Below are 25168 nucleotides of genomic sequence, written 5' to 3'. Positions count from 1 at the left end.
TCGTGTCGGCCGCCCCTGGCCGGACGCTCCAGCGCGTCCCGGGCTGGGGCGGCCAGGATGTCGTGGAGACGGCCGGTGTGGCCATTGCCGCCTTGTGTCTGTTCGCGGCCGCCCAGCGGCTGTGGCATCTGCCGCACGCGAGCGGGTCGAACTGTCTCCCTCCCCTGGGGGCATCCTCGCCCTCGTGGTCCTGCTCTCCCTCGCCGTCGGCGCGCTCGCGGCCACCCTGCCCGCCCGGCGGGCCGCCGCGCTCAGCCCGCTGGAAGCGGTCGCGCAGACGTAGGAAGGCGGACCTCACCCCACACCTCCACCGCAAGTGCGGGAGGGGCGAAACTCGTTCGCCCCTCCCGCGCGGTTCGACCGAGGGTCTGCGTACGTGGGTACGCCAACAGCACGACGCCAAGGCCGGGATCGTCCCCGACGCGGACCGTCGCATCGCGAGTGTGCAGCAGGCCGAACCGGCTCCCACCCGCCTCTCACGCAACCATGGCCAGTGGCTGGCGGGCCCCGCCGCGGCGGGGCCGCGTTGTGAGCGGGGGCTTCTCCCCCACGCGCTCGGCCTGCTGACGCTCTCATGCCGTCCCAAGGGAACGTGACGGACCCGCCCCGTCATGGATGGCACTTCCCATGCACCGGACGGCTTGGCGGTGCCCGATCAGAGAGACGGGAGCGGAACCGCGGGCGGGAAGGCGCCCGGCCCGGAGCGGGACTACCGGATTTCGAGGAGGGCAACGGCCTCGGCAAAGTCGGCATGAGCGGGCTCAAAGGTCCGCGCGGCGACGAGGAACATCGAGCGGTCCGTCAAGGCCCGGGCGAGGCGTGCAGGGTCGTCGGGCAGGCGGCGGGCGAGCGCCACGCTTTCGTCGAAGTACGGCTTGAACCGCTCCTCGAACCGGTAGGGGTGGTTGCCCTCGCGGAGGGCCACGCGGATGCTGATTCTGCGCTGGACGTCGACCAGCTCAGGCAGTCGGTCGGCCTCGCGTAGGCCCGCCGCCTCCGTTTCGAGCTCTGGCAGAGTGCCGAGAAAGGCATCCCGCGTGTCTCTCGACCATCCGAAGTCGGTGCCGAACGGCGGCATTGGGGACTCAGCGCTCGCAGCTCGTTCGTCGCCCCGTCCCGAGAGGGCGAACAGGGTGACCCACCACGCGAGAATGCAGCTCCAGTCCTTCGGCTCGCCCGTCGTCGCCAGCTCCTCAAGGACGGTCAGGGCCTCCCACCGGGTGGCCGCGGCGTCCGCCCCGTGCCCGGCGGCCTCGCGCATCCGGGAGAGGTGCACCAGCTCCCAGGTGAGTATGGCCAGGGCAGTGCGCTGGCCGGCGACCTTGCGCCGGGTCTCGTCAAGGAGCTCGCGGAAGACGCCTGATGCCGCGTCGTCCAGGCCGGCGCCCTCCAGGTTCGCCGCCCACTCGACCATGTTCCAGAAGGAGTGCTCCGATCTGCCGTTGCGGACTGCCTTCTCGTTGAGCTCTGCGGCCTCCCGGAAGCGCCCCTCCTCGGCCAGGATGTTCGCCAGCCGCCCGCTCTTTCCAGCCTCGGCCATTTCCTCGCAGGCCGCGCGTCCCTCTGCTCGGCGTCCGAGGGCGAACAGGGCCGACTGGTAGACGTTCAGCGCCCTGCACAGCCTTTCTTCCCGGGCCGGCGCCCCGGCCTCGATCCTCCGGCAGGCCTCGACCGCCTCGGCGGCCAGCACCAGGTCCACCTCCGGGTCCCGGTTGTGGTAGCTCATCGAGAGGAGCGCGTCGACCAGCTTCGGGAGATACGCCTTCGGGCTCACCTCCGCCAGAACCCGGTACGCGTGGACCTGTTCGAGCAGGCTCAGTCGGCCGGAACCCAACAACAGCACTCGGGCCCGCAGCACCGCGTCGTGATCGATCTTCCCCATGTTCCCCCCTGTCTCCGGGTGATGCACGAAGGAGATTCTGGGAGTCGGGGAGCGGACCGGACAAGGCTCGCGAACTGTGCGTTCCGTCCTACGAAAAACGCCGCTGACCTGTCATGATGGACATGCTCTTGCAGTAGTCCACCGGATGCGTGGTCGGCAGGCATCTTTGAGGAGAGCAGAGCCGGCTCGTCGTCCATGCACCGGCCTGACGGGCCCTTCGAGCACCTTGCTCAGCGCCGGGTCCAGGTGAGGATGGCAGCAAGGTACAAAGCTGCCTGGTAAGCGATGGCAAGCTTGGCCGTCGGCATAGCAAGGCCGCGCCACTGCATACGTCGAGCGGTGCACCGCTCGACGGCATCGCGCTCCTTGTACGTCTCAGCGACGAAACCGGGCGGGCGGCCTCCCACGCGGCCTCGCCGCAGACAGTGGCCGATCTGGTCGGCGAGCTGCGGGATGCGGGATGCCAGCACGGATGCCGCGTCGACGGAGGTCCCCACGGATCGCGCGGGAAGAGCAGGCCCGATCCGCAAGGACGACCGCAGAGCGGGTCGTTGGCCTGCCGAGGCCGCTTCGCTGGATCCGGATTCCGGCCATGACCGCCTCGCAAGCCGGCGCGTCATCTGCCTGGCCGCCCGCAGCGACATGGATGGACTGCGATGCGTCCAAGGTGACCGTGGCCTTCACTGTTCCCCAGCCGTGACAAGCTACTGACCGCTTGTGGGGCACAGCACCAGGTCCCGCTGTGCCTCACCGGTCCCACGTTGTGTTCGGAAGGAGAAGGAGAAATCGGCAATGACCGACCATCTCGCATGGATCGCCGATGCCTGGCAGAGCGCGAACCCGAGCGCCTCCGACCTGTACATCACCTGCGCCCGCGGCCTCAGCCCTCAGCAGCTGGCCGAACGCATGGCCGACCATGAACCTGTCGAGGTCGGACCTTCCCTCACCCTCCAGGAAGCATCCCGCGTGGTCGACCTCACGCAGATCTACTGCGTCGGCCGCATCGGCCGAAGCGGCGACTGGTCATTCATCGTGGAGTGCGGAGGCAGCGAAGGCTGGTCCCTCGACCCGGCAGTGTCCCGCGGCGGCGCCGAAGTGCTGATACTCGACCCACGGCCGGACGATCCGCCCTCCTTCTTCAGGTACCTCGCCGACGGTGAGCTGCGAATGCACCTCGAGTTGGGCTTCGGCTACGACCCCACCGGAACCCGGCCTGACCTGCTGCGCCCAGCGCTGGAAGCGGCCGGAGTCATCCCGCAGGAAGACCGCGTCGATGTCCTGCTCGGCGATGACGAGGAGCTGTCGCCTCTCGAAGAGAAGCGTCGAGTGTTGAAGGTCGCCGGTGAGCATTTCGGGCTGTCACTACCCCGGAAGGTGATCGAGAACGGGCGGCTTCCTGCAGTGGTCACCCGCACGTCACCTCCGTCGTCCTGGTGACCACGAGCGTACGAAGTGCTGCTGCGCCGGAACGGGTCGCTCACCGGCACGCCTTGCTCCGATCACCGGCGTTCCGCCTCGCCGGCCAGCCTGTCCGAACCCCGACCGGTTGCACGCGCTCACCTCCTCCAGCGCCCAAGACGCACACGGTGCCCTTCGGGACATCCGGTCGCGCCACCGGATGTGTCCGAACCACCCGGCCATCCTTTCAGCAGCAGTGTCTGTGCGGCACTTTGGGCAGCAGTTGGAGGTCGATGGGATCGGAGATGTCCACGCAACGAGCTTCGATGTCACTGATTGGGCGCGGGAGGCGCCGATTACGTACGTTCGTCGTCGGTGAAGGAGGGTCGTAAATCCACGACCGTTCCTGCGAGGGTGTGTCCATGAACACGACACCGGATGGACGACCTGTCCCACCTGCACATGCTGACGAGCGCGCCATGCTGGAAGCGTGGCTGGACTTTCACCGTGCGACTCTCGCCCTGAAGTGTTCCGGCCTGAAAGATGATCAGTTGCGGCTGGCCTCGGCGGCACCGTCGTCGATGACACTGCTCGGCCTCGTCCAGCACCTGGCTGAGGTGGAACGCAACTGGTTCCAGCGTGTATTCGCAGGCCAGGACCTGCCACCGGTCTTCGGACAGAGCAATGGCGACGGCTTTGCCCTTCGCCCGGACCGGGGACTGGACGAGGTGATGGCTGCTTGGCAGGCGGAGGTCGCCCGTGGCCGTGAACTGATCGCCGACGCGTCGCTGGACGACTCCGGCCGCCTGTCCGAACAGGAAGCGGGTCACGTCGGTGACCAGGGAGTCTCGCTGCGCTGGATCTTGGTGCACATGATCGAGGAATACGCACGCCACAACGGTCATGCCGATCTCATCCGCGAGCGGATCGACGGGGGTACCGGCGCGTGAGAGAAGCCCTTGCGCGGCCACAAGGCCGCGCAAGCGGCCGCTTCTTCCCTCCCAAATGGTGGCAGCCGTCGGCCGTCGGCTACTGATCCCCGGCCTGTTCTGCCGCGTGGGGAGGGCATTCCGCCGCCGGTGGACACCTGGAGTGCGCAGATTCTTCAGCAGCACTGAGTGGATTGTCCTGTCGCCAGTCGCGAGTCGTCATCAACGCGGAGGGAAACACTGCCGCCGTCCCACGGATGGCCAGGCGCTTGCCGACGAAGCGTCGGAAACACCACGGAGATCGCCAAGGGTGTGCGTCCCTTGATGGGCCGGGTCCACTATTTCTGCGACTGTCAACTGTCTGGATGGCCGCGCCTCACGAGCTCGTGCATGGCTGGCGGCGGCGGGCACAGGGCTGCCTGATGGCATGGTGCCCTCTCAGCCGGTGGCTCAAGGGGTCCCCAGCGATCGAGCGAAATCAGCGAGCGTCCGGAAGTCGTCCTCGCGTAGACCGATTCGCGGGTTGACGTGGTGCAGAAGCCCAGGAGCCCGGTGGTGGGCGGTTACGTAGACCTCGTCGAGGTCGCTCTGCTCGTCGTCCACCCAGGCGAAGGGACGGCCGTTGGCGTAGCGCACAAGGGGCGCAGTCTTCCAGTGGACCCCGTCCGGGCGCTCCTGGAACAGGGCGTCGCCGAAGTCGACGAAGGGGAGTTCGGGAAGGCCGAGCACCGGGGCGATCCACCGATTGGCGTCGTCCATCCACGAGGTGGCCCAGCACAACTCGTAGTCGAGCCCGAGCAAGGCTCGCCCGTGCTCAGGGTTGAGCCAGACCCTCAGGTGCCGCCTCCGGACCGGGAATACTCTGTCTTCCATCAGGGTCCCGCTGCCCAGCGGCACTCTGAGTGTGGTGTAGTCGTCGGGGCGCTTCTGTGGCTTGGCCGCGTAGGGGTTGAGCGGCCCGTCCACATCGAGGAACAGCAGTGGTCGGTTCATGGTCTCACCTTTGCTCAGCATTGGCTGCGTCGTGGAAGTCTGGTTGCAACGATCGTCTCGGCGCCGGGGCGATCTGATGTGGTGATCCCGGTATGGCTGGTGCGATCACGGCGTCGGCGCCGTCCCGGATATCGCCGTATATCGATTCGGGGTGGCGCCCAGAGCGCCACCGTTCAGGTGAAGTGTCCTGGTTGACCACGCGATGCCATGGGTGATCAGGGATTTCCCGCGTCCCGTCGCCCTGCGGACGCACCGCAGGTGGGCCAGGGCGAGCAGGGTCTGGCGCAAGGCGGGACGGCGTCTCCACCGTGTCCCGATGTCCTGCCGTCCGGCCGTTCAGTTGCCCGATCGGGAACCGTAGGGTGCGGCTGGACAGATCAATCGAGGACGGTTGGACCGGCACGTGAAGCTCCTGGTGGAAGCGGGTGAACTCGGTCGAGAGACTGTCTACCAGGAGCTTCTTCGTTGCGCAGGAGCGACCAACTCGTGGTGAGCGCTGCGAGGTGGGGAAAGGCCGTCCCCTGTGCCGCCGGTCATCCGTTCAGGATCTCTGGGAGTGGCTGGAACCGTGCTTCCGTGAGGCTGCTGACGTCAACCGGCAGGCGTCGGCAGCGTGGTGCTCCCCTGCTGCTTCAGGACCTTCGCCCGCCGAACTCCCAGTGGTGCACCTCGATTTCGGCGTACGCGTCCGGGGCAAGGACGGCGCGTGCCGTGTCCGGGTTCGGAGCACTGAGCAGCACCGCTGTACCCAGCCAGGTGTCACCGTCGTCGGACAGCAGCGGCCCGAACGCAATCAGTTCGTCCCGGTCGGGCGGCAGGACGAGATCGGCGGGCTGCCCCGAGCCGAGGCCGAGTACCAGGTACCGGTTGTCACCGGTCGGGCCGCCTGGGAAGTCCCACATGGTTCGTCCGAGCATGTTGCGCCACCGGCGCAGCATCACATCACGGTACGCGCCGGCCTGGTAGTTGGGTTCGTTGAAGGCGAACGCGCGGGCAGCGACGGAATCCGGCAGGTCGACGATGTGCACGCTGCCGACGGGCGTTTCGCCGTCGGCGGCAAAAACCGGGCCGCGAGCGATCATCTCCTCGGCGTACCGGTCCATGTACGACCAGTGCTCTTGCAGCAGCTCGTTGCGCAGGGCGAGGGAGTCGGGCCGGTCGCGGTGGTAGCAGAAGAACTCCATGCCCATGACCTTCTCCGACGTACGGCCTCATCACAACAGGCTTTCGCAGCGATGACCGCACGCTCCGTACGCGGTCGCCGTCGTGGCGCGGGGCCACGGTCCGAGCGCATCCGGCGGCAACGACGTGTCCGAGTCCGCCGTCCGCCGCTGGCGCGACGAGCTGATCGGACTGCTCGCCGCCAAGGCACCGCGCCTGGACCGAGCCTGAGGCAGATCGCCAAGCAGGGCGGAAAGGTGGTCCTGACAACCGCCGGCGGATGACTCGGAGGCGAGGGACGCTTCCGGCTCAAGTCGCATTGTGCGGGCTCGCGCGTTCAGGTCGGGGCCGAGTGAGTGGGTGGCAGGGCCCGGACGTGGTCGGGTGAGAGGTGAAGCTCATACGGCAGGCAGCAGTCGGAGCAGAGGGTCGCGACCAGTGTTCCGCAGGCGCAGACCTGGTTCATTCCCCCGTCAGGAGTCGCCCCGCAGCATGCGGCGGAGGCGTGCCGCGTCGTCAGTCCATTGGAGTCATCCGGGTTTACGACGATATTGCCTCGCAGCCCCTGGGAGACCAACGGCTGCCCGTCGATGTTGTGGAGAGTCCCACGGCGGGGCATCACAGGGCCCGGCGCCTCGGCAATGACAAGAGGCGGGCCGTACGGTTCCGTCTCGATCGCGTAGCAGCCCGACGGCACGGTTGCCGGCGACGGCCCCATTTCCTCCGCCTCCCACCACGCGTGGTGGGGAGCCTCGGGCACTGCCGGCAATCGCTTCAGCGGGCCGGTCAGCGCAGCGCCGCAGGCGGCGCACGCGAACACGGTCATCTCCGCCGCGGCCCGGTCGACCATGACGGAGTCAGGTACGGCTGCCTGCTCGCTGCCCGGTCGGACACTGGTCCCATCCTGACGACCCTGATCTTCCATGGCGGAACCGTACTGACACGCGCTGATCTCCAGCAGTCGCCTCTGCCGAACCAGACGGACGGTCTACTGCGCGGACTGCCGCGCTCGACCGGCGTGAGCACCCCAGGAGTCCATCACGCCAGCCCGTTGACCTGCGACTTCAAGTTTGGCGAAGGCTCACTGCCGGAACCATTTCTGCGTGAACACACCCGAGCCTGTCGCTCTACGTCTGCTGTCCGAAGTGCTGGACAGACGCCGCTGCTGAAAGTGAACGAAACCGGCGGCTCGTACGGTCTGACATGGGTGCCCTGGCAGGACGACGCTCATGGGCCGTCCCACTCGGGTTTGCCCCCATGCCGCCGGCCGGCGGCGTCACGCCCTCAGTGCCGCCTCCACCTCCGCAAGCTCTTTCTCCGGGGCGACCGTCCGGGACAGTACGTCCAGGTCGTCCCGGCTGTAGCGGGCACTCACATCGTCGTCCCAGCGTGCGGCGGCGGTCCGCAGCGGCTCGGTGGCTTCGGCCAGGCGGCCCAGCCGGTGCAGGACGAGTCCGTAGTACCCGGCGGCCTCCGTCCTGTACGCGGAGTCGCCGCCTTGTTCCCAGGCCATCCGGAGAAACGGCTCCGCCTCGGCGTACGCGCCGCGCTGCGCCTTCAGTTTGCCCGCGAGCATGTTGTTCAGCGGGGACCCGTCACCGGCTGCGAGCACATACCAGCGCTCGGCCTCCTGGTAGTCCCGGTGGTGCTCGGAGAGCCATCCCATCTGATTGCACGCGTCATCGTGGCCCGCCTCGGCGGCCGTCCGGTACCACTGGTCGCGCAGCGCGGGCCTGCGCAGAGCGCCGTGCAACTCCGCGAGGTCGTAAGCCGCCTGTGGGTCCCCGGCCAGCGCGGCGGGTTCGATCCAGCGGACCAGGTGGCGGTCGTCCGCGCCACCCCAGTCGCCGAGGATCTTCCCGTACGCGTACGAGGCGTGCACGTCGCCCGCTTCGGCCCGCTCGCGCAGCCCTGGCAGTCGGCGCAGGTCTTTGCCTGGTGCGACGGCGCCGCTCGCCCGGATCGCGGCGATCCGGGCAAGCTGCTCGACGACGTCCTCGTCGTCCTCGCCGACCTCCCGGAACCAACGTTCGGCCTCCTCGTACCGGCGCTGCCGCTTGCACAGGATCCCAAGGTTCCATTGGGCCGACTGATGCCCGCGGTCGGCCGCGAGGCCGTACCAGTGCTCGGCTTCGCCGAGGTCGCCGCGCCGCTCGTGCAGGATGCCGATTACATAGGCGGCGCCTGCGTAACCCTCCTCGTGGGCTTGGAGCAGCAGGCTGCGGGCCTCGGGCCAGGACGCCTCGCCGCCGGTCTCCGTCAGGAACACGGCGTGGTCCACGCGGGCGGAGGCGCTGAGAGCGGAAGCCCTGCGGTAGTAGCCGGCGGCCTCGGCCGTCAAGCCCGGGTATTCGCGGAAGCGCTGTTCCAGGGCGAAGAGCGGCCTCAGCGCCTCTGCGGCGGCGGCCCCGTCCCCGGCGGCCTCGGCTGCATCGAGACCCGCCGCTACGCGGTCGAAGTCCTCTCGGATCGACTCGAAGAGCTGCACCCAACGAAAGACCGCGATGTCGCCCAATTCGATGTCGCTCATCAGGAACTTCGCCGCCTCGTCGAGTCTTCCCTCGGCTGCGAGCAGCTTGCCGAGCTCGATCTTGCAGTCGAGGTTGCGCCCTCCCTCCCAGCCACGGCGGAACCAGTCGGCCGCCTCCGGATCACCATCCTCTCGGAGCAGTACACCGAGTCCGTAGGCGCACCCGGCATGCCGTTCGGCGACGGCACGGTAGAGCGCGTCCGCGGCCTGCCGATCGCCCCGGATCTTGCGGTACCGCGCAAGGGTGTAGTGCGAGAAGGCGTCACCGGCCGCCACGGCCTGCTCCCAGTACGGGATGCCTTCGTCCACGTGCTTGCGCAGCACGAAGAAGTCGGTGTGCCTGCGGGCGGTCTTGGTGTCACCCGCGCGGGCGGCGGCGACGAGCGCCTCGCCGTGGGCCCTTATGTCCTGCGTCATGATCGCATCGTGCCAGGCGGCGCCAACGACCTTCCAATTGGCTGCTGTTGTCCGCCGGCAGGGCCGGTGCGCCGGAGAGCACCTCGGCATCAAGGGCTATCGGCCGCGCTGTTGGTCGACTCACTCACGACCGGCAACTGCACGCATGCGTGACCGCCCGTGAGGCGATGCTGAGGGCTGGACTTCAACTCCCCCACGGCCGCGGCGGGCCTGGCCGAACAGGCCCGCCGCGTCGCCGGAACCTCGCCGACCGCCGCCGCAGCCCTGGCCGCCCCCGCCCACGTCCTCCCCTGCCGGCCGCCACCGCCGCGCTCGCATCCGTCATGTCCGAGGCGCCCATGCGCTCCGTGATCTCGACCGCAGGGGTGCGAACACCCCGTTTCCAGTGGGGTGCTCTTCCTCAATTCCCGGGGATGGCCCCGACAGGGACTTGGCGTCGCGGGCTCGTATCCCTAAGTTATGAGCAGAACATGAGTCCCGCTCACATTTAAGGATCTACGCGATGACCATGGTTCAACCTCCGCGCCACAGATTCAGATCCCTCACAGTGGTGTCACTGCTCCTCGCCGTGATGACCCTGGTACTCGGCCCGGTGCCCAGCTCCGCGGCGGAGCCCAACTGGTGGGATCCGACCGCCCGGCCCACACCCGACTCGCAGACAAACGTCACGGGCGAGCCCTTCAAGGGCACCGACGCCCAGGGGCGTGTAAGGGGCTTCGTCGACGCCCACGACCACATCATGTCCAACGAGGGCTTCGGCGGCCGGCTGATCTGCGGCAAGCCGTTCTCGGAGCAGGGTGTCACCGACGCGCTCAAGGACTGCCCCGAGCACTACCCCGACGGCACGGGCGCCGTCTTCGACTTCATCACCAAGGGGGACGGGAAGCACGACCCCAACGGGTGGCCCACGTTCAAGGACTGGCCCGCCCATGACTCGCTGACCCACCAGCAGAACTACTACGCCTGGATCGAGCGGGCATGGCGCGGCGGCCAGCGGGTGCTGGTCAACGACCTGGTCACCAACGGCGTGATCTGCTCGGTCTACTTCTTCAAGGACCGCAGCTGCGACGAGATGACCGCCATCCGTCTCGAGGCGCAGAAGTCGTACGACATGCAGGCCTTCATCGACAAGATGTACGGCGGCCCGGGCAAGGGCTGGTTCCGTATCGTCACCGACAGTGCGCAGGCCCGCGAGGTCATCAAGCAGGGCAAACTGGCCGTCGTCCTGGGGGTCGAGACCTCCGAGCCGTTCGGCTGCAAGCAGATCCTGGACATCGCGCAGTGCAGCAAGGAGGACATCGACCGCGGCCTCGACGAGCTGTACAAACTGGGCGTGCGCAGCATGTTCCTGTGCCACAAGTTCGACAACGCACTGTGCGGGGTGCGCTACGACTCCGGCGCCCTCGGTACGGCCATCAACGTGGGCCAGTTCCTGTCGACCGGCACCTTCTGGAAGACGGAGACCTGCCGCGGCCCGCAGCACGACAACCCCATCGGCAACGCGAGGGCACCCGAGGCGGAGAAGCAGCTGCCGGAGGGGGTGGCCGTCCCCTCGTACGCCTCGGACGCGCAGTGCAACACCCGCGGGCTGACCGACCTCGGCGCGTACGCGGTGCGCGGCATGATGCAACGTCACATGATGCTGGAACTCGACCACATGAGCGTCAAGGCCGCGGGTCAGGCCTTCGACATCATGGAGTCGGAGTCGTACCCGGGCGCCATCTCCTCGCACAGCTGGATGGACCTGGGCTGGACCGAGCGGCTCTACAAGCTCGGCGGGTTCGCCGCCCAGTACATGAGCGGCTCCGAGGCGTTCAGCGCGGAGGCCAAGCGCACGGACGCGCTGCGTGAGAAGTACAAGGTCGGCTACGGATACGGCACCGACATGAACGGAGTCGGCGGCTGGCCGGCCCCGCGGGGCGGGGACACCCCGAACCCAGTCAAGTACCCCTTCCGCAGCACGGACGGCGGCTCGGTGATCGACAAGCAGACCGCCGGCGAGCGCACATGGGACTTCAACACCGATGGTGCCTCGCACTACGGCATGGTCCCGGACTGGATCGAGGACATCCGGATCGTCGGCGGCCAGGGGGTCGTGGACGACCTCTTCTCGGGCGCCGAGTCCTACCTCCACACCTGGGGCAACACCGAGCAGCACAAGTCCGGGGCGAACCTGGCCTCGGGTGCCACCGCCTCGGCGTCCTCGTCGGAATGGTGGAACCCGTTCGTCAGCTTCGCGCCCGGCAAGGCCGTGGACGGCGACACCTCCACCCGCTGGGCCAGCGAGTGGAACAACGACCAGTGGCTGCGGATCGACCTCGGATCCTCGAAGCCGGTCGACCGCGTCACCCTCGACTGGGAGGAGGCGTACGGGAAGTCGTACCGCGTCGAGCTGTCGGAGGACGGCACGACCTGGAAGACGGCCTGGTCCACGACCGCCGGTGACGGCGGCCTGGACACGGCACGTTTCGCCGGAACCCGGGCGCGCTACGTACGAATCACCGGGCTGGAGCGCGGCACCCAGTGGGGCTACTCGCTTCGCGAGGTCGGCGTCTACGCCGACTGACCCACCCACGAGGCGGTGCCCGGAGCCGGGGCCGGCCGGATCAGCTCTCCTGATCCGGCCGGCCCCGGCTGACTTTCCGGCGCGTTCGCCGCCCGCGGTCCACGCGGAGCGCGGGGAACCACCTGCCGCGAATTTCGACAGCCACCGTCAGGGGGCTTGGCGCAGCGGGCTCGCGTGCCTAACGTATGACCAAACATGAGCCCTACTCACGTTTAAGGACTTGCGTGATCACTCACCACTCCGAAGCCCGCCTCTGGCTCCTGAGTACCCCTGGCACCTCCTACGCCTTCCGGCTGGACGCCGACGACACCCCCCGGCATGTGCACTGGGGCCGGCCGCTGACCCTGGAGCAGGCCGTCGTGATCGCGGCCGACCTGCCCGACGAGGACCCCGGCGGCGACGACCCCGGCAGTGAGGAGTACGTGGTCGAGGGCGGCCTGCGGTTCGGGGCGCAGTCGCTGACCGTCCGGTTCGACGACGGTGTCCGCGGCTTCGAGTGGCGGTTCCTCTCGCACACGGTCGAGGACGGCCTGCTCACGCTCTCCTTCACCGACCGTGTCCGCTCCCTCGGTCTCGACCTGCACTACCGGCTCCGGGACGGCCATGACCAGATCGAGCGCTGGGCCGTCCTCACCGCGGACGAGCCGGTGGACGTCCTGCGGTTCGACTCCGCCGCCTGGACGCTGCCCGCCCGCGACGACTACCGCGTCAGCCATGTGGTGGGGGAATGGGGCCGGGAGTTCCAGCTCCAGCGCGACCGGGTGCCCGTCGGGGAGACCGTGTTCACCAGCCGGCTCGGCATCACGGGACAGCATGCCGGGCCGTGGCTGATGCTCGACGCGCAGGACGCCGCCGAGGAGCACGGCGAGGTCTGGAGCGCGGCCCTGGCCTGGAGCGGCAGCCGCCGGATCACCCTGCGCCGCGACTCCTACGGCCGCGCCTCCTGGACGGGCGGGTTCGGCCACGAGGGCCTGGTCTGGAAGCTGGCCGCCGGCGAGCGTCTGGAGACCCCCGTCTTCACCGGGCTGTATGCCCCCGACGGCTTCGGCGGCACCAGCCGCCGCTGGCACGCCTACATCGAACGTGAGGTGCTGCCCGCCCGCCCTGCCGAACGCCCGTTGATCTTCAACTCGTGGGAGGCGACCGAGTTCGACATCAGCGAGAAGCAGCAGACCGAGCTGGCCGACCTGGCCGCGGGTCTCGGCGTCGAGGTCTTCGTCGTGGACGACGCCTGGTTCGGCGCGCGCACCAGCGACATGGCCGGGCTCGGCGACTGGTGGCCCAACCCCGACCGCTTCCCGAACGGCCTGGGCCCGCTCGCCGACCACGTCCGCGCACTGGGCATGGGCTTCGGCCTGTGGGTCGAGCCCGAGGCGGTCAACCCCGACAGCGACCTCTTCCGTGCGCACCCCGACTGGATCCTGTGCCAGGACGGCCGTACCCGCACCCGGCGCCGCCACCAGCACGTGCTGAACTTCGCCCGCCGCGACGTCCGGGAATGGGCGGTCGACTGGCTGGTCAGGACCGTCACCGAGCTGGACGTGGTCTTCCTCAAATGGGACATGAACCGGCCCTTCAGCGAGGCGGGGCAGCCCGGTGCCGCCGACCCCGACCGGGTCTGGATCGAGCACACGCGCGGGGTCTACGAGGTGATGGACCGGCTGCGCGCCGCCCGTCCCGGCCTGTACCTGGAATCGTGCGCGGGCGGCGGCGGCCGGGCCGACCTGGGCGTGCTGGCCCGCGCCGACCAGGTCTGGACGTCCGACAACACCGACGCCGCCGACCGGGTCGCGATCCAGCACGGCCACTGCCAGCTGCTGCCCGCCCGGACCATGGGCGCCTGGGTCACCGACAGCCCGCACAGCTTCACCGCCCGCCCGACCTCGATCCGGTACCGCTTCCATGTCTCGATGGCCGGGGCGATGGGCATCGGCGGCAACCTGCGGAACTGGAGCGAGGAGGATCTGGCCTGGGCCCGGATGCTGGTCGAGCAGTACAAGCGGATCCGGCCCGTGGTGCACGGCGGCGTCCAGTACCGCCTGGAGCACGACGCCGTGCAGTACCTCACCGAGAACGAGGTCGTCGTCTTCCAGTTCCAGCCGTCCGCGCTGACCCGCTCGGTCGCCCGCACCCGGCTGAAGGGCCTCGACCCCGACGCCCGCTACCGGGACGAGACCACCGGCGCCGTCCACGAGGGCGCCGTCCTGCTCAGCCACGGCCTCCCGCCGCTGCTGTCCTTCGACTGGACGAGCGAGCTCGTCCACCTCAAGAGAGTGTCCCGATGAGCCTTGCCCCCGAGCTGCCCGAGCGCCCCGAGCGCAGCCGGCTGTCCGAGCGCCCCGAGGCCCTCGCCGAGCCCGTCCGCCGGGTCGGCCCCGGCTGGGTCGCCCTGTACGTCCTGGCCAACGTCGGGGTGTTCATCCCGATGCAGGTGCCGACCACGTTCCTGATGCCCGAGCAGATCGCCCAGATCGACCCGGCGGGGAAGGTCGGCAGCTACGCCTGGGTCAGCATGATGGGCGCGATCTCGGGCATCGTCATCGCACCGCTGGCCGGCGCGCTCAGCGACCGCACCACCAGCCGGTTCGGCCGCCGCCGGCCGTGGATGCTCGTGGGCTCGCTGGTCTGCATGGCGACGCTGGTCTTCACCGGCCTCCAGACGACGGTCGTCGGGGTCGCGCTCGGCTCCCTCGTGCTGTCCGCCTCGTTCATGATCATCGGTGCCGGACTCTCGCCGGTGGTGCCCGACCAGGTCCCGGTCGCCCAACGCGGCGCCGTGCTGGGCTGGGCCATGGTCCCGCAGGCGGGCGCCCTGATCGCGGGCGGGCTGCTGATCGGTCTGGTCACGGGCTTCGCCTCGCAGTACCTGCTGATGGCCGTACTGCCGCTCCTGATCCTGCTGTTCGCGACCACCATGAAGGATCCGCCGCTGCCCCGCCTGCACCGCGAGCCGTTCTCGCTGCGCACCTTCCTGGACGGCTACCGGATCAGTCCGCGCGCGCACCCCGACTTCGTCTGGGCGATGAGCTCCCGCTTCATCATGGGTCTCGGCTACGGCATGGGCACGCTCTACCTGCCGTACTTCCTGGACGACGTCCTGCACTACGAGAAGTTGTTCCCCGGCCGGTCCACCGAGGACGGCCTGCTCATCGTGATCGGCATCAACTGCCTGGCCACGATCTCGACGGTCGTCCTCAGCGGCTGGCTCTCCGACAAGCTGGGCAAGCGGCGCATGCTGGTCTTCCTCGGCGGCGTCACGATGGCCGTCGCCGCGGTCCCGCTCGCGCTGTCGCCCACGTGGACCATGACGCTGGTCGCGGCCGTCATCCTGGGCCTGGGCTACGGCGTGTATCTGGCCGTCGACACCGCCCTGGTCACCGAGGTGCTCCCCGCCTCGGCCGACCGCGGCAAGGACATGGCCCTGGCCAACCTGATGACCTCCCTGCCCTACGTTCTCGTTCCCGCGGTCGCCTCGGTCGTGCTCAGCGGTCCGGGGGGCTACAGCTCGCTGTTTCTCTGCTCGGCGGCCATGTCCGCGCTGGGCGCGGTACTGGTCTGGAAGGTCAAAGCCGTCCGTTGAGTACCGGGCAGGGCGGCGGCGTCGTCCTGCGGCAGATCCAGGGCATCACCCGGCGTGGCTCGCGACAGCGCCCGGGTGGCTCCGGCCATTCGTGCCTCCGGCCGCGAAGCACGCGTTGGGCACTGCTGGTTGCCGGTCACCGGCGTCGATCGTTCAGATAGCTGTTGAGGACTCGTTTGCACTCAGCGATCAGCTGGGCGTCGCCCTGCGGATCGATACGGAAGGCGAGTTGCAGCACACTGTCCGCGCACTCCAGGGCAACCCGCACCGCGATCTCGAATTCGGCGTCGTCCTGGACCCCGATCAGGGAGGCGGTCAGTGAGCGCAGCCTTCCGGCGACCGCGGTGTTGTTGTCCAGGGTCGGCTCCAGGGTGTGGTCCTGTCCCACCGCGCCGAAGTCGACCACGCCGAAACCGGTGATCGTCCGGCGCATGGTGACGAATTCGTCGACGGTCACATCCACGATGCCCGAGATGCCCTCGGGCTCCTCCTGCTCCAGCCGGTCCGCGACCCGCCCCAGGAAGGACTCCAGATTGCGGGCGGCGAGCGCTCCGATCAGCCCCTCCCTGTCGGAGAAGAACTGGTAGAGGGTGCCGATGGGCACCTCGGCCCTGCGGGCCACCTCCTTGGTGGTCAGCCCTGCGTAGCCGACCTCGTCCAGGAGTTCGGCGCAAGCGTCCAGCAGCCGTTCGAAGCGTTCGGCGCTGCGCTTCTGGACCGGCAGCCGGCGCAGCGTCCCTGCGGTGCGATCTTGATTCACGCTTCCATCATCCCATCGAGCGGGTTAACGTGAGCCCTGCTCATGTTTCAGGAGGTTAGACGTGACACTGGACCATCTCCCTGCGGACTTCATCTGGGGCGCCTCGACGGCGTCGTATCAGATCGAGGGCGCCACCAAGGAGGACGGCCGCGGACCCTCGGTATGGGACACCTTCACCGCGCGGCCCGGCACGATCCGCGACGGGCACACCGGTGACGTGGCCTGCGACCACTACCACCGGTACGAGCAGGACATCGCACTGATGGCCGAGGCGGGCCTCACCGGCTACCGCTTCTCCATCGCCTGGCCCCGGATCCAGCCGACCGGCAAGGGCGAGGTCAACCCCAAGGGCCTGGACTTCTACGACCGGCTGGTCGACGGCCTGCTCACCCGCGGCATCGAACCCGTCCCCACCCTGTTCCACTGGGACCTTCCGCAGGCCCTCGAGGACGACGGCGGCTGGCTGAACCGCGACACAGCACACCGCTTCGCCGAGTACGCCGCCATCATGGCCGACCGGCTGGGCGACCGCGTCCAGAAGTGGATCACGCTCAACGAGCCGTTCATCCACATGGTCTGGGGCTACGGTCTCGGCACTCACGCACCGGGCCGCACCCTGTTCCTGGACTGCCTGCCGGTCGCCCACCATCAGCTGCTCGGCCACGGCCTGGCGCTCAGGGAGCTGCGGGCGCGCGGCCTCCAGGTGATGATCGCCAACAACTGCACCCCGGTCTGGCCCGCCTCGGACTCCCCCGCCGACCGGGCCGCCGCGCGAGCCTATGACAACCTGCACAACCGCCTGTTCAACGACCCGATCTTCAAGGGCGCCTACCCGGACCTGTCGGACTTCGGCGCGGACGTGACCCTCGACGGCTCCGTCCGGGACGGCGATCTCGAACTGATCTCGGCCCCCTTGAGCGCGCTCGGCATCAACTACTACAACCCGACCCGGATCCAGGCGCCGGCGTCCGAGGGGCTGCCGTTCGAAGAGGCCCCCATCGAGGGCTACCGCCGCACCTCCTTCGACTGGCCCGTCGTCCCCGACGGCCTGCGGGAACTGCTCGTCGGCCTCAAGGAGCGTTACCCGGCACTCCCGCCGGTCTACATCACGGAGAACGGCTGCTCGGCCGAGGACGTCGTCGATGCGGACGGGGCCGTCCTCGACCCCGACCGCATCGACTACTTGGACACCCATCTCCAGGCCGTCGACACCGCCGTGGCCCAGGGCGTGGACGTGCGCGGCTACTTCACCTGGACCCTGATCGACAACTTCGAATGGGCCGAGGGCTTCCACCAGCGCTTCGGTCTCGTCCACGTCGACCACGACACCCAGGTCCGCACCCCGAAGGCGTCCTTCGCGTGGTACCGCGACCTCATCCGCGCCCAGCGCGGCTGAGCCGCCCGCCGGGCTCGCGTCGCGGATTCCGTACGCGCTCCGGCGGATCCCGGGTGCCGGACTCGCACCCGAGCCGGACAGGCAAGCAGGCGCTTCGCATCCTTCTGCCCCGAGTCGTACGACGTCGGGGCCCGGGCCGACGAGGCGCCTGGACGGCCGGGCCGCAGCGCGGTCGTCCCCTCGATCAGGTCCCGGCCCGACGGGCCGGGCTCGCGGGGTGGTGAGCTCCGGCACGGCACGCTGACGCCTCGTCACCCTTCGGGTGTGTGCCCCTCCGTCCACCGGGCGGAGGGGCACAGGTGTCACACGGTCGCGATGCCCGGGTCACTCACGCCGGCCCGACCGTTCTCGACGTGCCCGGCCAGGCGCCGCAGATATCCGGCGTTGCCCTCGACGACGATCGTCAGGTCGTACCAGCGCTTGGTCGCGCGCAGGTCGATGCTCTGCTCGACGGTGGCGCCGGCGCGGACCGTATAGGTCTGGCGCCGGCCGCCGTACGCGTTGGTCACGGTGAGGTGTGCGTCGACGGTCGACGGGTTGGTCAGGGTGAGCTTCAGGTTGCCGGCGTCGTGGCGTGCCGTCACCTCCGGCTCGGCGGCCTTGTTGTTGCCCTTGAAAGCGCGCAGGAAGCCGTTCGGGCCGTGGGCCGTGAGGTCGTAACTGCCGCTGGAATAATACGAGTTCCAGCTGTCGGAGACGGGCTTCCCGGCTGCCGCCGTGTACGTCCACGGGCCGTCGGAGCGATTCTGGGAGCGCACCTGGAAGGCGGCGCCCGCCTGGTCCCCTGCGCTGAACGTCAGCTTGTACTTGCCGGTCGAGAGGTCTGCGGCCCCATCGACATACGGGGCGTAGGAGAGCGGGCGGCTCGGCCGCGCCCCGGCCTCCTGCCGGGGCAGGGCGCCCTGGGCAGGTGGCCTCGGTACGTAGCTGTTGTGGCGGTCGCGGTCCGGCGGGGCGTAGCCCGCGGTGTCCGGCAGGTCGGCCGGGTTCGTGTTCTTGAGGGAGAAGTCGAAGGCGGATGTGAGGTCACCACAGATGGCGCGCCGCCATGGCGAGATGTTGGTCTCCTTCACCCCGAACCGGTTCTCCATGAAGCGCAGGATCGAGGTGTGGTCGAAGGTCTCGGAGCAGACGTATCCGCCGGTGGACCACGGCGAGACAACGATCATCGGGACACGCTGCCCGAGGCCGTACGGACCTGCGGCGTATCCGATACTGCCCTTGTAGTGGTCGAGCGTGGTGTCGACGGTGGACAGGCCCTGGCCGGCGGAGGCCGGCGGATAGGGCGGTACGACGTGGTCGAAGTAGCCGTCGTTCTCGTCGTAGGTGATGAACAGGGCGGTCCTGCTCCATACCTCGGGGTTCGAGGTGAGCGCGTCAAGGACGTGCGAGATGTACCAAGCGCCGTAGTTTGCAGGCCAGTTGGGGTGTTCGGAGAACGCTTCGGGGGCGGCGATCCAGGAGATCTGCGGCAATCTGCCGGCCTTGACGTCGGCTTTGAGGATGTCGAAGTATCCGTCTCCCGCCTTGGCGTTCGTGCCGGTGCGGGCCTTTTCGTAAAGGGGGTCGCCGGGCTTGGCATTGCGGTAGTTGTTGAAGTACAGCAGGGAATTGTCGCCGTAGTTGCCGCGGTATGCGTCGTTGATCCAGCCCCAGCCGCCGGCCGCATCGAGGCCGTCGCCGATGTCCTGGTACACCTTCCAGGAAATTCCTGCCTTCTCAAGGCGCTCGGCGTACGTCGTCCAGCCGTAGCCCGCTTCCTGATTACCGAGGACCGGGCCGCCGCCGGTACCGTCGTTGCCGACGTGTCCGGAAAGCATGTAGTAGCGGTTCGGGTCGGTCGCACCCATGAACGAGCAGTGGTAGTCGTCGCAGACGGTGAATTTGTCGGCGAGGGCGTAATGGAACGGGATGTCTTCCCGTGTCAGGTACGCCATGGTGCCGGTGCCCTTGGCGGGGATCCAGTTGTCGTACTTACCGTTGTTGAACGCGCTGTGCCCACCGGCCCAGTCGTGATCGAGGCCTGCGATGAACTGCATGCCCAGGTCGTCGGCGTCCGGGTGGTACGGCAGCGTTTCCTTGCCGAAAAAGCTGGTCTGGTGCCATACCGGCTTGCCGCTGGGCAGTGTCACCGGGCGGGGGTCGCCGAAGCCCCGGACGCCCTTCATCGACCCGAAGTAATGATCGAAGGAACGGTTCTCCTGCATGAGGACGACGATGTGTTCGACGTCCTGGACGGTTCCACTGCGGCGCGCCGCGGGGATGGCTGCGGCGCGGTCGATGGATCCGGACAGAGCGGTGAACCCCGCGGTAGCTCCCGCGATTTGAAGGAAGCGACGCCGGTTGATTTCGGTCATGGCTGTGGGGATCCTCCTGTTGCTTCAGTGATTTCCGTCCACGATGAGTGGCAGAGGGAGTATTCAAGAGAACCCGGGCTTATGGAAGGTGGGCCGAGGTGACAGTCACGCAAAATATGGGTGGATAGTGCGCGGGACGTCTGCGCATGGCCGCAGATCGTCCCACAAGTCCCATTCCACTGCCTTCGGACCGGCTTCCGTTCCGTGGGCGCGGGCGTCACCTTCGTCGTACGCAGCCGCTTCTCCGGGCTGCCGCAGACGTTCATTCGTTCCCGATTCACGGGCGGCGGACAGGAGTTCGTCCACCCCGCCGCGAGGAACCGCCGCCCCGGGTTACCGACAAGGCGCCCCGTCCCGTGCACCGCGAGCTCCTGCCGACCCGCAGAGCGTGTTCGCGACACCGGGTCCCGGAGTTCACCGGAGAGGTGATCCGACGACCGGGAGCCGAATTTCCGGCCGCCGACGGAAGCGTCCTCGCCCGCGATACGACGATGCCCTCACCGCGACATCGATTCACTCCCGGGGACGACAACATCGTCAGAGTACGTACGGATTCTTGCCCGTGGGTCCGGCCCGCGACCACTCCTCCAGGGCCGATGCCACTGGCATCGGTGCCGGTCGGTACCAGCTGACGTTGTTGCGAACCGGGGAGTTCACCGGTGCGGCCGGTCCATGCCGAGCGGGTGGCGGTCGGTGGTGGATGCGGTTCCACGCCGACGCGCGGGCGGCGCCGCACCGGATCCACGTGACCGGGACGGGCCTGCGCATACCGCCCGCCTGCGCGGGGGCCTGTCGGCCGTCTCGCTGGAAAGTAGTTGCGCTGAACGTCTTGCCGGGTCGTCTCGATCTCCCTATTGTGAACCTTCAAATTCCTGAACGTGCGTGTATCGAGCTCTGTTAGGTCAGTTTTTTGAACGATCAAATCCGTCCGGCACCCGAATCCGTCACCCCCGCGGTCTCCGGTCCGGCTCCCGCTCACGGTCCGAGGGCGGGCTACCTCGACTACGCCAGGATCGGCCCGCTCTCCCGCCCGGCCGCCGCCGCGCTCGCCACCACGACCGCGCTCGCCGCCCGCCTCGACCCCACCGACCTCGACCGGCTGTTCGCCCTCAGCGACGCCGCCCAGACTTCGGCCGCCCGGCTGCTCGACGCCCGTCGGCACGAGATCGCCCTCGCCCCGTCCACCAGCAACGGCCTGTTCACCGTGGCCGCCGCACTCCACGGCCCCGGTACCGTCCTGGTGCCCCGCGACGAGTTCCCCGCCAACCTCTACCCCTGGCTTCGCTTCGCCGGCCGCGGCGGTCCCGCGGTCCGCCTCGTCGACCCGGACGGGCAGCGACACATCACCCCCGACCTCCTGCGCCGCCACCTCACTCCCGACGTCACCGCCCTCGCCGTCAGTGCCGTCGACTCGCTCACCGGCCACCTGGCACCGCTCGCCGCCCTCAAGGAGGTCCTCGGGCCCGGCCGGCTGCTGATCGTCGACGCCATCCAGGGCCTGGGCTCCGTCCCGCTCGAAGTGGACGCCGCAGACATCCTCGTCAGCGGCGGCCAGAAGTGGCTACGGGCCGGCTGGGGAGCCGCGCTGCTACTGATCCGCGACCGGTGCGCCGAGCGCCTGGCTCCCGGGCTCGGTGGCTGGGCCGGCGTCACGGAACCCTTCTCGCCCCGGCATCCGGCGCCACCGCTGCCCGGGGCCGCCGCCCATCTCGCCACCAACCCGGACTTCCCGGCCGCCGCTGCCATCGGCGCGGCGATCGACGCCCTGGCCGGCCAGGGCGGACCGGCCGTCGTCGGCGGTCGCATCCGCGCCGTCCTCAACGAACTGCTCGATCGTGCACGCCAGGCAGGTGCCGAGGTCCTGCTGGACGGGCTCGGGCCCCAGGAGCGCGGCGGCATCGGCGCTTTCCGGCTGCCCGGTCATGATCCCGCCGCCGTCCACCGCGCCCTCGAAGCGGGCGGAGTCATCACCACCCGTCGCGACGAGTGGATCCGGCTGTCTCCCCACGCTTCGACCCCCGACGCCGCGGCGGACCTGCTCACCGAGGCGCTGCACGTCTTCACCCGCCCCACGTCCCACTCCCAGGAGCCCATATGTCCCACCAACTGAGCCGCCGCCGTCTGCTTCAGCTCGCCACCGCCTCCGTCGCCGGACTCGGCCTTGCCGCCTGCGGCGACAACGGGTCGGGCAGCGCCGGAGGCGACGGCGACAGCGGCAAAATCACCGTCTGGAGCTGGACCACCCCGGCCGAGGGCCTGCGCAGCGTCGTCCCCGCCTTCGAGCGGGACAACCCCGGCATCGAGGTCGACGTCCAGGATGTCGGCAACCCGGCCATCTGGGACAAGATCACCGTCGGCCTCGCCTCGGGCGGCAAGGGCCTCGCGGACGTCCTGCACATCGGCGTCGACTACCTGCCCGGTTACCTGGACAAGTTCCCCGACGGCATCGCCGACCTGTCCAGGCTCGGCGCCGACAAGTACAAGGACGCCTTCGCCAAGGGTCTATGGCCGACCGTCATAGGCGAGAACAAGGCCGCCCACGCCCTCCCGTGGGAGGTCAACCCACTCGGTCTCTTCTACCGTCACGACCACTTCGAGAAGGCCGGTGTCGACCCCGACGGCATCGGCGACTGGAACGACATGATCGCCGCAGGGTCGAAGATCCTCAACGCCACCGGTGTCCGGCTGCTGGGGCTCGACAAGACCGGCGCCACCCAGGACATGGACTTCTTCCAGAACCTGATGCAACTCCAGGACGTCTTCTACTTCGACCAGGACGGGAAGATCACGCTCGCCTCCCCGGCCGCCATCAAGGCCCTCACCATCATCAAGCGGCTCAACGACGCCGGTCTGATCGCCGACACCGCGGGCCAGGGCACCGAGAAGCGCCTGCTCGGCCAAGGGAAGCTCGCCACCTACGCGGAGGCGGCCTGGGCCGTGGAGTATCTGGCCTCCACGTTCCCCGAGCAGAAGGGGAAGTGGCGCTCCATGCAGCCGCCCGCCGCCGTTCCCGGGGGCAAGCGCAACGCCATCGTCAACTCCACCTACCTGGCCGTCTCCGGCTCCAGCACGCGTCGCAAGGCCGCCTGGCGATTCATCGAGTACGCGCTCACCAAGCCCGCCCGAATCAACCGGATGTTCGCCTCCGGCGGCGTCTTCCCCGCCCTCAAGGCGGCGTACGACGACCCGAAGTTCAGCTCGCCGCACCCCTTCTACGGCGGCCAGAAGGTGCTGAAGCCCTTCGTCGAATCGCTCTCCGCCGATGCTCGGGCCACCAACTTCACCGGCGACTACGCCCGCGCCCTCAAGTTCGCCAGCGACGCCCAGAGCCAAGTGCTGCTCAAGGGCGCCGACCCGGCCGACGCCCTCAAGAAGGCCGCCGAGCAGCTTGCCCAGCAGACCGGTCGGCAGCAGGCGGTCTGACCACCATGTCCCTCGCCCCGTCCGAACACGCTCCCGCCACCACCACCCCGGCCGGCCGCGGCACCACCAAGCAGACCCGCCGCACCCGCCCGTGCCGCCGCCGACTGCTGACCCGCACCTCCGTCCCGTACCTGCTGATCATGCCCGCCGTGCTGGGCTTCGCGATCTTCAAGGCGTACCCCATCGTCGCCTCGCTCTGGATCAGCCTCACCACCGGCAACGGCGCCGGTCGGCACTTCACCGGGCTCGGCAACTACCAGCGCCTGCTGAGCGACCCGCTGTTCTGGACCGCGCTGAAGAACACCGCGCTGATCCTGGTCGTCCAGGTGCCGCTGATGCTCGGGCTCGCCCTGCTCGTCGCCCTCGGCCTCAACTCCACCAAGGTCTGGCTGCGCCCGCTCTGGCGGCTCGGCGTCTTCGTCCCCTCGCTGACCGGTCTGGTCGCCGCGGGCGTGATGTTCTCCGTGATCCTCAACCGCGACGCCGGACTGTTGAACTGGGTCCTCTCCCTGTTCGGCATCGACCGGGTGAACTGGCTCGGCAGCCCCTTCTGGGCCCGCGTCGGCGTCGTCCTCGTCATCACCTGGCACTACACCGGCTACAACGCGGTGATCTACCTCGCCGGCCTCCAGGGCATTCCCCAGGAGCTGTACGAGGCCGCGAAGGTCGACGGCGCGGGACCGGTCCGCCGCTTCGTCTCCATCACCCTTCCCCAGCTGCGGCCGATCCTGCTCCTCACCGTGGTGCTCTCCACCATCGGCACCCTGCAGCTCTTCGACGAGCCGTACGTCCTCACCGGCGGCGGCCCCGACAACGCCACCTTGACGGTCACCATGTACCTCTACAACAACGGCTTCAAATACTTCGACTTCGGCTACGCCTCGGCTCTCGCCTACGCGCTCGCGCTGATCGTGGCCGTGCTCGGCTTCCTGCAGGTCCGCCTGATGGGAGAGCGCAAGTGAAGCGCCGCAGCCTCCTCCTCACCCTGCTCCTCGCGGGCGCCTTCGGGCTCTGCGTCGGTCCGTTCTACTGGCTCGCCATGGCCGCCACGCAGGAGAACAGCGACGTGTTCTCCTGGCCGCCGAAGCTGCTGCCCGGCGGTCACCTCATGGAGAACCTCCAGGGGCTCCAGGATTCCATCGGGCTCACCCGCGTCCTGTTCAACACCGTGCTGGTGGCGGGCGTCCAGACGGCAGGCGCGGTCGCCGTCTCGGTCCTTGCGGGCTACGCCTTCGCCAAGTTCGAGTTCCGCGGGCGCAATCTGTTCTTCGTCCTGCTGCTCAGCACCCTCGTCCTCCCCGACACGGTGATGCTCATCCCGATCTTCGAGATGATGATGAAACTGGGCCTGATCGACTCCTACCAGTCCGTCATCCTCCCGGGCCTGGTCACCCCGTTCGGCATCTTCCTGATGCGGCAGGCGCTGCGCTCCATGCCCGACGAACTCCTGGACGCGGCCCGCGTCGACGGCGCGGGCGAACTGCGGGTGCTGTGGCGGATCGTCATCCCGGTCAACCGGCCGGTCATCGCGGCGCTCGCGCTGTTCGTCTTTCTCGGCGGCTGGAACCAGTTCGTCTGGCCGCTGATCGCGCTGCGCAGCCCCGACATGTACACGCTGCCCGTGGCCACCGCCACCCTGCAGGGCCTTGCGACCACCAACTACGCGCAGGTCCTGCTCGCCGCCGCCATCGCCGCCGTCCCCGTGATGGCCCTCTTCCTCGTCCTGCAACGCCAGTTCATCTCCGGCCTGCTGGCCGGGGCCACCAAGGAGTGACC

At 68.8% G+C, this 25168-nt stretch carries 18 protein-coding genes and 1 pseudogene; 12 read left to right on the top strand and 7 right to left on the bottom strand.

The features are described from left to right. The first annotated feature begins 121 nt into the window (after positions 1 to 121). Positions 122 to 283, top strand: a complete 162-nt coding sequence (locus OG842_RS37645; RefSeq protein WP_266734425.1) for a hypothetical protein — start codon at positions 122 to 124, stop codon at positions 281 to 283. 426 nt (positions 284 to 709) lie between these two features. On the opposite strand, the gene OG842_RS37640 is transcribed toward OG842_RS37645, so the two are convergent. Both OG842_RS37640 and OG842_RS37635 read right to left on the bottom strand, forming a co-directional pair. Next, complete coding sequence (locus OG842_RS37640; protein ID WP_266734426.1) at positions 710 to 1882, bottom strand: hypothetical protein; 1173 nt, start codon at positions 1880 to 1882, stop codon at positions 710 to 712. Positions 1883 to 2112: 230 nt separating this feature from the next. After that, a pseudogene (locus tag OG842_RS37635) lies at positions 2113 to 2533 on the bottom strand (IS5/IS1182 family transposase); the annotation flags it as partial. 141 nt (positions 2534 to 2674) lie between these two features. On the opposite strand from OG842_RS37635, the gene OG842_RS37630 reads away from it, so the two are divergent. Together OG842_RS37630 and OG842_RS37625 are read left to right on the top strand one after the other, a co-directional pair. Beyond that, positions 2675 to 3319 (top strand): DUF6461 domain-containing protein, encoded by a 645-nt coding sequence (locus OG842_RS37630; RefSeq protein ID WP_266734428.1) that lies wholly within the window; start codon positions 2675 to 2677, stop codon positions 3317 to 3319. Between the two features lie 383 nt (positions 3320 to 3702). Beyond that, a complete protein-coding gene (locus tag OG842_RS37625) occupies positions 3703 to 4230 on the top strand; it encodes a DinB family protein (protein ID WP_266734430.1) in 528 nt (175 codons plus the stop codon). Positions 4231 to 4659: 429 nt separating this feature from the next. Here OG842_RS37625 and OG842_RS37620 read toward each other — a convergent pair whose 3' ends face one another. Together OG842_RS37620 and OG842_RS37610 are read right to left on the bottom strand one after the other, a co-directional pair. Further along, a complete protein-coding gene (locus OG842_RS37620) occupies positions 4660 to 5202 on the bottom strand; it encodes a hypothetical protein (RefSeq protein ID WP_266734432.1) in 543 nt (180 codons plus the stop codon). A 632-nt stretch (positions 5203 to 5834) separates the two neighbouring features. Next, positions 5835 to 6386 carry a YciI family protein gene (locus OG842_RS37610; RefSeq protein ID WP_266737236.1) on the bottom strand — a complete coding sequence of 184 codons (552 nt, stop codon included), beginning with the start codon at positions 6384 to 6386 and terminating at the stop codon, positions 5835 to 5837. 82 nt (positions 6387 to 6468) lie between these two features. Between OG842_RS37610 and OG842_RS37605 the strand changes: the two genes are divergently transcribed. Next, complete coding sequence (locus tag OG842_RS37605) at positions 6469 to 6594, top strand: hypothetical protein (RefSeq protein WP_266734434.1); 126 nt, start codon at positions 6469 to 6471, stop codon at positions 6592 to 6594. Between the two features lie 1045 nt (positions 6595 to 7639). Here the strand turns inward: OG842_RS37605 and OG842_RS37600 are convergent. Continuing rightward, a complete protein-coding gene (locus tag OG842_RS37600; protein ID WP_266734435.1) occupies positions 7640 to 9310 on the bottom strand; it encodes a tetratricopeptide repeat protein in 1671 nt (556 codons plus the stop codon). 502 nt (positions 9311 to 9812) lie between these two features. Between OG842_RS37600 and OG842_RS37595 the strand changes: the two genes are divergently transcribed. The 3 genes from OG842_RS37595 (at position 9813) to OG842_RS37585 (ending at position 15456) form a co-directional block, all read left to right on the top strand. Further along, a complete protein-coding gene (locus tag OG842_RS37595) occupies positions 9813 to 11876 on the top strand; it encodes a discoidin domain-containing protein (RefSeq protein WP_266734436.1) in 2064 nt (687 codons plus the stop codon). A 224-nt stretch (positions 11877 to 12100) separates the two neighbouring features. Further along, positions 12101 to 14161 carry an alpha-galactosidase gene (locus tag OG842_RS37590; RefSeq protein WP_266734437.1) on the top strand — a complete coding sequence of 687 codons (2061 nt, stop codon included), beginning with the start codon at positions 12101 to 12103 and terminating at the stop codon, positions 14159 to 14161. Beyond that, complete coding sequence (locus OG842_RS37585; RefSeq protein ID WP_266734438.1) at positions 14158 to 15456, top strand: MFS transporter; 1299 nt, start codon at positions 14158 to 14160, stop codon at positions 15454 to 15456. Before OG842_RS37590 ends, OG842_RS37585 begins: the two co-directional genes overlap by 4 nt. A gap of 136 nt (positions 15457 to 15592) precedes the next feature. Here the strand turns inward: OG842_RS37585 and OG842_RS37580 are convergent, their stop codons facing one another. After that, positions 15593 to 16216, bottom strand: coding sequence for a TetR/AcrR family transcriptional regulator (locus OG842_RS37580; protein ID WP_266734439.1), 624 nt, complete (start codon positions 16214 to 16216; stop codon positions 15593 to 15595). Positions 16217 to 16277: 61 nt separating this feature from the next. Here OG842_RS37580 and OG842_RS37575 point away from each other — a divergent pair, with 61 nt between their 5' ends. Beyond that, on the top strand, positions 16278 to 17612 hold the full coding sequence (locus OG842_RS37575; RefSeq protein WP_266734441.1) for a GH1 family beta-glucosidase: 1335 nt from the start codon (positions 16278 to 16280) through the stop codon (positions 17610 to 17612). Between the two features lie 302 nt (positions 17613 to 17914). Here OG842_RS37575 and OG842_RS37570 read toward each other — a convergent pair whose 3' ends face one another. Next, positions 17915 to 19969 carry a phosphocholine-specific phospholipase C gene (locus OG842_RS37570; RefSeq protein ID WP_266734442.1) on the bottom strand — a complete coding sequence of 685 codons (2055 nt, stop codon included), beginning with the start codon at positions 19967 to 19969 and terminating at the stop codon, positions 17915 to 17917. Positions 19970 to 20879: 910 nt separating this feature from the next. Here OG842_RS37570 and OG842_RS37565 point away from each other — a divergent pair. Genes OG842_RS37565 through OG842_RS37550 form a run of 4 tightly spaced genes read left to right on the top strand, consistent with a single transcriptional unit; the run spans position 20880 to position 25166 of the window. Beyond that, the gene (locus tag OG842_RS37565; protein ID WP_266734443.1) at positions 20880 to 22079 is read left to right on the top strand and encodes an aminotransferase class V-fold PLP-dependent enzyme; all 1200 of its coding nucleotides are present in this window, start codon (positions 20880 to 20882) and stop codon (positions 22077 to 22079) included. Next, positions 22064 to 23392 carry an extracellular solute-binding protein gene (locus OG842_RS37560; RefSeq protein WP_266734444.1) on the top strand — a complete coding sequence of 443 codons (1329 nt, stop codon included), beginning with the start codon at positions 22064 to 22066 and terminating at the stop codon, positions 23390 to 23392. Before OG842_RS37565 ends, OG842_RS37560 begins: the two co-directional genes overlap by 16 nt. A gap of 5 nt (positions 23393 to 23397) precedes the next feature. Further along, on the top strand, positions 23398 to 24354 hold the full coding sequence (locus tag OG842_RS37555; RefSeq protein WP_266734446.1) for a carbohydrate ABC transporter permease: 957 nt from the start codon (positions 23398 to 23400) through the stop codon (positions 24352 to 24354). Then, positions 24351 to 25166: a carbohydrate ABC transporter permease gene (locus tag OG842_RS37550; RefSeq protein WP_266734447.1), complete on the top strand. Its 816-nt coding sequence runs from the start codon at positions 24351 to 24353 to the stop codon at positions 25164 to 25166. The genes OG842_RS37555 and OG842_RS37550 overlap by 4 nt, the downstream gene beginning before the upstream one ends. Positions 25167 to 25168 lie beyond the last annotated feature (2 nt).

Origin of the sequence: Streptomyces sp. NBC_00376 (assembly GCF_036077095.1) — a bacterium.
Classification (GTDB): Bacteria; Actinomycetota; Actinomycetes; order Streptomycetales; family Streptomycetaceae; genus Streptomyces.
Note: the sequence above shows the minus strand (reverse complement) of the source record. Positions and strands in the feature narration are given on the sequence as shown.

Bases quoted from the DNA above. Each gene is read 5' to 3' on its own strand.
- OG842_RS37610 (WP_266737236.1), bottom strand. From the start codon at position 6,386: ATGGAGTTCTTCTGCTACCACCGCGACCGGCCCGACTCCCTCGCCCTG.
- OG842_RS37630 (WP_266734428.1), top strand. From the start codon at position 2,675: ATGACCGACCATCTCGCATGGATCGCCGATGCCTGGCAGAGCGCGAAC.
- OG842_RS37620 (WP_266734432.1), bottom strand. From the start codon at position 5,202: ATGAACCGACCACTGCTGTTCCTCGATGTGGACGGGCCGCTCAACCCC.
- OG842_RS37640 (WP_266734426.1), bottom strand. From the start codon at position 1,882: ATGGGGAAGATCGATCACGACGCGGTGCTGCGGGCCCGAGTGCTGTTG.
- OG842_RS37595 (WP_266734436.1), top strand. From the start codon at position 9,813: ATGACCATGGTTCAACCTCCGCGCCACAGATTCAGATCCCTCACAGTG.
- OG842_RS37600 (WP_266734435.1), bottom strand. From the start codon at position 9,310: ATGACGCAGGACATAAGGGCCCACGGCGAGGCGCTCGTCGCCGCCGCC.
- OG842_RS37625 (WP_266734430.1), top strand. From the start codon at position 3,703: ATGAACACGACACCGGATGGACGACCTGTCCCACCTGCACATGCTGAC.
- OG842_RS37585 (WP_266734438.1), top strand. From the start codon at position 14,158: ATGAGCCTTGCCCCCGAGCTGCCCGAGCGCCCCGAGCGCAGCCGGCTG.
- OG842_RS37560 (WP_266734444.1), top strand. From the start codon at position 22,064: ATGTCCCACCAACTGAGCCGCCGCCGTCTGCTTCAGCTCGCCACCGCC.
- OG842_RS37555 (WP_266734446.1), top strand. From the start codon at position 23,398: ATGTCCCTCGCCCCGTCCGAACACGCTCCCGCCACCACCACCCCGGCC.
- OG842_RS37570 (WP_266734442.1), bottom strand. From the start codon at position 19,969: ATGACCGAAATCAACCGGCGTCGCTTCCTTCAAATCGCGGGAGCTACC.